This is a genomic window from candidate division KSB1 bacterium (genome assembly GCA_022562085.1).
Classification (GTDB): domain Bacteria; phylum Zhuqueibacterota; class Zhuqueibacteria; order Oceanimicrobiales; family Oceanimicrobiaceae; genus Oceanimicrobium.
Genome location: JADFPY010000215.1, coordinates 1 through 7,823 on the forward strand (window position 1 = coordinate 1; position 7,823 = coordinate 7,823).

The following is a 7,823-nucleotide window of genomic DNA, read 5'->3' on the forward strand; positions in this document are numbered from 1 at the left end:
CGTTTTGCACTATCCGACGCGATCTCAACATAACGTTGCCACATGGCAATACTCTCCTTTTTACGACCATCCGCATCATAAGACAGTGCCAGAAAATAAATAGTCTCAGATTCTTCTACAGGTTGCTCTTGCTGTGAGCGAGTGAGTAACTGGATGGCTTGTTCGTAGTTCGAAAGCTTATAATGTGCCTTCCCCAGATTCTTGTAGATTAGATAATTGTATGGGGAATCTGGCGAGGCCACTAAAGCTTTGTTTAGTACAATCAGAGCTTCTTGAAGTTTTTCTAACCTGATGTATAAATTGCCCAAGGCACTAAAAGCCTGAGTGAATGTCGAATCTACGTTTATTGCATTCTCGTAACTCTTTACAGCATCAAAATACCGCGTATTCTCTTCCAAAGCATACGCGAGATTATAGTGGGCATTGCTGTTGTTCCTATCCAATCCAATTGCTTTTTTGCTTTGAATGATCGCCGAGTCAAAGTCCTCGAGGCGAACACTGACAGCGGCTAAACTGCTCCAGGCTGCTGAATAAGTCGGATCAGTCCTGACAGCGATTTCAATCTCTAGGTGTGCCAGCCCAAATTCGTTCTTGTCCAGATAGGCCATCCCAATGTTTAAATGTTTTTTGGCAACTTCTCTCACCGAGTTTGAAGTAATAGTCTCATGGGTCATTTTATTTTTAAAGAGCCAAATGGTTGGCACTGCAACAAGTAAGATAAGCGGGAGTACATATTTGAAAACCGAACCTAATTCTTTCCTGATTATAGCTTTCACCCGTGATGTGCGTTGAATCGTAGTACCGCGAGGCGTTTTTTCAATACTTGGTTCATTAAGAGAGAGTTGTATATGCCGCAAATCGTCATTCATCTCAGATATATCCGCGTACCGGCTTTCCGGCTCTTTTTCCAGGGCCCTCATGATTACTTTTTCGAAGTTTTCTGAGATTTCCGGGTTGACTTCTCGTGGGAGAGTAGGGAGATCGTGTAGTATGGCATACATCACTGCCAGAGGATGTGTGTCCATGAACGGAAGTTTACCTGTAGAAAGCTGATAGAGAATCACGCCCATGGAATATATATCGCTACGATGATCCAAGTCGATACCTTGCGCTTGCTCCGGAGACATGTATGCGGCTGTCCCCAGGGTTGCTCCTGAAATAGTTAGCAAAGAGGCCTGCGCCAACTTGGCCAGCCCAAAATCCATGACCTTGATTCGCCCGGTAACATCCTGCATAATATTGGCGGGCTTTAGGTCTCTGTGGATAATGCCTTTTTTATGAGCTGTGCTTAGGGCATCTGTGATTTGTCTTGCAACCTCCAATATCTCTTCAATCTCTAATCGCTTTTCTATCGTAATTTCTTGCAGGGTTCGCCCTTCTACGTATTCCATGGCAATAAAGGCTCTGTCGTCGTCTTCTCCAAATTCATAAATTGTTGTTATGTTTGGATGATTGAGTGCAGCACAGGCTTTCGCTTCACGCATCAACCTCTCCTTGATTGTTTTATCTATTGTTACGGCAGATGAAACAAACTTGAGCGCAACAGGACGATCGAGGATGGTGTCAATTGCTTTATACACCACGCCCATCCCTCCTTCGCCAAGTTTTTCAACTATCTGGTAATGGGAAATCTTGCTGCCAATCATGCTTTAAGAATGAGTAAGTTTTTTAATAACGTTTAGAACTATCTATGTAATTGTGATGGCCACTTGTTGCATTTTCGTTGTACTGGACCCGGCGGCGGCTGAATCCTATATATATTTCAACCAATTTAACAAAAAAATAAGAAAACTGATATCTGTAAAGCAATGAAAAAATCACTCGCATCCAATGATGAAACAATTTGGCATTTGTGTAGCTGGCTTTGGCCTGAGATACGGTACTTTGCAAGAATTTTCAACGGAATATCGTGGTCATTTGTAGTCAGTGCCTTAAAAAACAATATATTAGCGTATAAAACATATGTGCTCATAACCCAAAGGTCGGGGGTTCGAATCCCTCCTGCAGTTGATGACCATTTGCAGTAGTTGCATAAATTTGTTCATTAATGTCTTAGACCACTACTGATTTATTTACTGAGTTCAAGTAATAAGTGCGACTGTTAGTAAAAAAGGGTTAATTGCTTAGTAGAGTAATTAATCTGCCCAGAAAAACTACTAACAGGAGCACCGAAATGTCCTATAAGCAACTAACCCTTGAGCAAAGATACAAAATTTATGGACTACTTCATACAAATTTATCAAAGTCAGAGATTTCCAGACGTTCTGGGATTCATAAATCTACTCTTTATCGTGAGCTCAAACGCAACGGTGGATTGCGTGGTTATCGTGCCAGGCAAGCGGCCCGGACGGCAGAGAAAAGGCGCCAGCAAGCGTCCAAACATATTCGGTTCACCGATACTGTGAAAGAGCGAGTTGAACATTACCTCAAAGAGGATTGGAGCCCGGAACAGATTTCCGGCACCCTTGCCGAGCAAGAAAAGATTCATATCAGCCATGAGACGATTTATCAATATGTCTGGGCTGATAAATATGCTGGCGGTACCCTGTTCAAACATTTACGCTGGTCGAGGCGAAAAAGACATAAACGATACGGCAAACGTGACCAGCGGGGACAAATCCGAAATCGAGTCAGTATCGACGAACGGCCCCAGGTCGTTGCAGAAAAGACGCGTATCGGCGACTGGGAAGTCGATACCATCATTGGCAAACGCCACAAAGGAGCATTGGTGACTGCTGTTGAACGAAAAACCAAATTCACTTGTATCAAACAGGTCGTTGATAAAAAAGCCGATACGGTCACTCAGGCGTTAATCGATATTCTCTCACCTTACAAAAACCGGGTGTTGACGATTACCGTTGATAACGGTAAAGAGTTTGCTTCTCATCAGAAAATCGCTCAGGCATTAGGAGCCGCAGTCTACTTCGCTCATCCCTATCATGCATGGGAGCGCGGACTCAATGAGAATACCAATGGGCTTATTCGACAATATTTTCCAAAGAACTCTGACTTGACAACTCCAAATACTACTAAGGTACGCTTTGTTCAAAATAGACTTAACAATAGACCAAGAAAATCTTTAAACTTTAAAACACCTGTAGAACTTTTTTTTAAAAAAACTGTCGCACTTGAAACTTGAATTCACCTTTTAAACCTGCTACTTTAAAAACTTTAATTAGATCAGGAGTGCAAAAATCAGTTCCGATTTTCCTTTAATTTAGCAATAATAAAAGTTGGAACGTATTTTTGCTTTTAAACAATATTTTCCTGTAAAAATACGTTCGCTACGCCCATTGATTTTTACACTCCTAAATTTAGAACATCTGAAGCCTAGATAAAACCAGAGGAGCCTGTTGAGGAGACCAAATTTAATTTACTGCAATTCGCAACAGACCCCTCTGGATTGTTTTAATTACTTAGACCTTCCAGGTTAACCTGGAAGGTCTCTTTGTTACTTATTTCAATAACAGCATGCGTTTGGACATGATAAATTTATCGCCGGCTTTCATCTGGAAGATATAAACGCCGGTGGCTGCCGGCCGTCCAAAACTATCTTTACCATTCCATTGAATCGTGTAAGCTCCGGTAGGCTGTTCTTCGTTGACTAGCGTAACAACCTGTTGACCCAAAAGATTAAATATCTTGAGAGTGACCTGCGACCTTTCAGTCAATTGATATTTGATCTGTGTTTCCGGATTAAATGGATTGGGGTAATTCTGGAAAAGCTCAAAAGCCTCTGGAACGGTAGCATCTTCATCGGCGACACTTGTGATGTTATCCTCTCCCAAATTCATGTTCGCGCCCTCGAAATCCTGACCGTTACCAACGGTTATTGAAGCAGCGTTTTGCTCATTCGTACCGCCAAAATAACCATCCTCATAGCCGACACCCGAAACATCGATTTTATAATCGCCTGCCGGCAGGTCTATTAAGGAATAATCCCCGTTAGCATCCGTAACGGCGCTCACTTCAACATCACCATCCCCGGAGATTGCGCGAACTAAGATACCCAGCAATGGCGTATTGTTTATCGCGTCTCGGATTCTGCCCCGAACTGTGTAAGTACCGTTGCGATGGCGGGGCCTTAACCCAAAATCGATGCCTTCAGTCACCTGGCCATTTTCAACACCAACAGGATCGGCATCCTTGAAACGCCTTGCATCCTTAAAAAACTCGCCGACAAAACCGCGAGCCCATGCGAACACATAGTATCTTCCCGACGGCAAGTCCGTTAGTTTGTAATGACCGTGGGGACCGGAAAACGCAATGTGGGGTATCCGATACCTTGGAGACACCGCGATCACCACGCCGCCAAAGAGCGGAGTGTCGTCTGCATCTGAGAAAACTCTGCCGGTGATCGTGCCTCGCCGGTCTTCTTTTGGATGCAAAAACAGATCAATGGCGGAAGTCTCATTAGGGGAGGTCACCTCAACGAGATCGGCCTGATCGCGAGTACGTGCATTCTCATAAAATTGCGCATAAAAGCCATCGGCGATCACCTGAACAACATGATTGCCAGTCGCCAGGCCGCCAACTTTATACTCGCCATTTTCATCTGTAAAAGTACGACGGCCGTGCTTCGAATCAGCCGCCCAAACTTGCACAAGCGCTTTTGCAACCGGCAGGTTGTCTACAGCAGAAGCTACCGTCCCGGAAATACAACCGCCGGTTTCCAGAGTAAAATCGATCGCTTCTTCGGACTTGTCTTCGCTTACTACAACAAACGTTGCCAGATCCTTGGTCGGCACTTCTTCCCAAAACTCCGGCAGGTATTCTTCTGCAGCGGCAAGAACGATATATTTTCCTGAAGGTACATTTTCAATTAAATAGTTACCATCGTCATCGGTCTTGGCCCGGAAGCCAGCAATTGATAACGCATGGTCTAAATTACTTGGCTCTTTAAAAGCCTGAACAACTGCGCCGGCAATTGGGGCACTCGTGGTTTGATCCGTGACCATTCCGGCAATCGAACCTCTTTTGGTGAGATCAAAATTAATGTCAGTGCTGTGTGCATCGGGTACAACTTCAACAAGGGCTGCGTCTTCCCGGTCTGCAGCGTGGTCATAAAATTGCGTATTGAATCCTTCAGCTGAAGCTGAGACAAGATATGAACCCGGTCTCACCTGCACCAGATATTCGCCATTTTCGTTGGTGCGAGTTTCCCTGAAAACAAAATGGTCAGGACTGACAGCATTAATCGAATGAGAAAAAACCCGAACATGAGCGCCGGCAATGGGCCCTTGGTCCACAGCATTTCTAACCACACCGCTGATAGCGCTGGCCATTGCCAACACGAAATCTTTACCTTCGAGCTTTTCCGGCTCCTGCACATTCAATATCTCGGCATCGGCCAACTCTTTGGCATCATCGAAAAATTCGGCCCCATAGCCCGGAGCATTAGCCGCCACTAAATATGCGCCCGTTTCAAGTTCTCCGATTTCATAAGCGCCTTCGTCGTTGGTGGTTGCGTGCTTTGCAACTCGCGGATTTAATTTTAAGAAGGCGACCACATGGGCATTGGCTAAGGGTACAGGATTTTGGCTATCCGTGACGACAGTACCCGCTATCTTGGCGCCTTCGCTCAGGCCAAAATCTTTATCAGTAAGCGTGTCGTCTTCTGCGACTGTGAGCACAAATGCCTGCAGGTAATCTCTGGTATTATCATAAAATTCACCGATAAACCCACGGGCATTTGCATAAAGTATATAATGTCCGGGGATGAGATTATCAATTAAGTAATTGCCGGCGTCATCACTTTCCGTGCGCTGAATCCAGCGAACCTTCCCTAAACGAACCGCTTTTACGACCGCACTTCCGATCGGCAAGCCATCCGCATCCTTGCTTATATTGCCACTGATGGCGCCGGTTGGCGGATCGTGAACAATAACATCAGCGCTGGCCGGAATTCGTAAGCCATCCAACTCCACAACTGCGACCACTTTTCCACGGCCGTCCAGGTCGCCTGCAGCAAAAAGGCCATCCTCACTAATTTTTCCCAAATCTTCTGGTTTAACTTCCCACTGAACATTTTTGGGGTGGACTTGCTGCCCATCCAGCGAGGTCACATCAACTTCGAACTGCTGCTCCGTTCCCGGTGGCACAACTGCGACGTTTGGAACGATCTTAACATTAAAAAACGGTTTTGGAAGCTTTCCGATTCTAATGCAGACAACTTTTACAATCTGTTCATTTCCAATATGAATCGTCACCTTGATTTTCACAATACCGACCCGGCGCCCGGCTATAAAAAATCCATCATCGGTTATGGTTCCCATCGAGTCCGGCTGAACATCCCAGGTGATCGAATCGATCTTCGCAGGCGCATTGGCTGTGCTATTAAGTGAAAAGGCGAATGCATCCAATTTAATGCTTTCGCCTATATCTATTTCTGCTTCTTCCGGAACAACGTGAACATCTACATTTGTATTCTGAGCCTGAGTGACGTTCAGAAAAGCGGTCGTGAACAATACCGCCAATAAAACGGTCAGAGTTAGTTTCAATTTATCCATTGCTGTACTCTCCATGTTGAATTCTTTAAATTTCATTTGATAATTTTAAAAAAAATGCTACATTAACCTTTGTTAAAGGAAGTTGGACTTCTTTAACATTAAACTGCCCCGTCACTTTTGGAAAACTTCTGATTGGCCAATTTCAAGAAAGTTTCCATCGGTCAGGCGGGGTTTTATTTTTTAGAACTCAATTTTGACGATCACCTCCTTTTCAGACTTCAGTTTAATTATCAGAAGTATTTTTCACTATTTTTCTAATCAACTCAAAAGCGACCTGGATGCCTTCATTAGCAGCCCGAAAGTTCCCTTTTTGGAAAGATTCTAACGAAAGATTGCGAATATCTTTTGCGCTTTCGAGTAACTGACGATACAAATCCTGCCTTGAATCTAACACTCTATCTTCGGCTTCTCCGATGGCCTCATCTAATTGGTTTAAACGAATCTGGATTTTGTCACCGGAGATCGAAGAAGGCTGTTTTGAATCCAAAACGCGTTCGGCCCTGGTCAGAAATTTTTGAGCCGCGAGAACACCTTCTAACGCCAACTTGTTAAAATCTCTCCTGGCCGCCTGCTCAGCCCTTTTAATTGCAAATTCCGACATTCTAACCAGAACTGCTGCGTCAGCCGGAGAATCTGTAGTCAATTTTCCTCGTAATTCACTAATTTCAGCTTTGGTGCGTTCAATTTCATCCATAATGCGATTTGCAAACCGGCCCTGGCCGCCGGGTTGTGCCAGTCTTAAAGCTCTTTCTAACATCTTTCCTGCCAATTGAATTTTTGTAAGGGCGAGCCTATCGCTGTTTGGATTTTCACTATTCAAAGTCGATTCCGCCTCGTCGGCAAACTTTTGTACGCGTTCATAAAGCCTCGTCGCACGGCGGTTTTGGCTCTGGGCGATTCGCTCCTGCGCATCTTCCATTTTTTTGCGAAGTTGAAAAAGCTTGATCTTTGCTAAACTGACGTCATCTCCTCGCAAGTGATCGGGACAAAAATTCATGGCTCGTAGCAAAAGCAGCATGCTTTGATTATATAATTTCTTAGCCAGAACAAGCTTACAATTTCGCAAGGCTTTGTCTGCTTCATTAGCAAAAGTTATTGCGTTTTGAAAGACTTGTCGAGCCTGCCGCGCATGATCGCCCTTGCACTTCTCGACCAATTCACGAGCGCGCTCACTCAAGCTTTCGAATTTGAGTCGCTCATTTTTAATTCGATCACGATTAACATCGGTTATTCTGCTAACGATGTCCATGGCCTGATAAGCCAATTGTACCGCCACGCGATAATGTTCAGCCGCTTCCTGAATTTTGCCGGCAC

General features: G+C 44.6%; 4 protein-coding genes. 1 reads left to right on the top strand and 3 read right to left on the bottom strand.

What is annotated here, in order from left to right:
- Positions 1-1,589, bottom strand: a 1,589-nt coding sequence (locus IH879_15755) for a protein kinase (protein ID MCH7676382.1), incomplete at its 3' end; no start/stop codon positions are given.
- Between the two features lie 584 nt (positions 1,590-2,173).
- On the opposite strand from IH879_15755, the gene IH879_15760 reads away from it, so the two are divergent.
- Positions 2,174-3,139: an IS30 family transposase gene (locus IH879_15760; GenBank protein ID MCH7676383.1), complete on the top strand. Its 966-nt coding sequence runs from the start codon at positions 2,174-2,176 to the stop codon at positions 3,137-3,139.
- A 316-nt stretch (positions 3,140-3,455) separates the two neighbouring features.
- On the opposite strand, the gene IH879_15765 is transcribed toward IH879_15760, so the two are convergent.
- Together IH879_15765 and IH879_15770 are read right to left on the bottom strand one after the other, a co-directional pair.
- Positions 3,456-6,509 (bottom strand): carboxypeptidase regulatory-like domain-containing protein, encoded by a 3,054-nt coding sequence (locus IH879_15765; GenBank protein MCH7676384.1) that lies wholly within the window; start codon positions 6,507-6,509, stop codon positions 3,456-3,458.
- Positions 6,510-6,732: 223 nt separating this feature from the next.
- Positions 6,733-7,823: hypothetical protein (locus IH879_15770; GenBank protein ID MCH7676385.1), on the bottom strand; the 1,091-nt coding region annotated here is incomplete at its 5' end.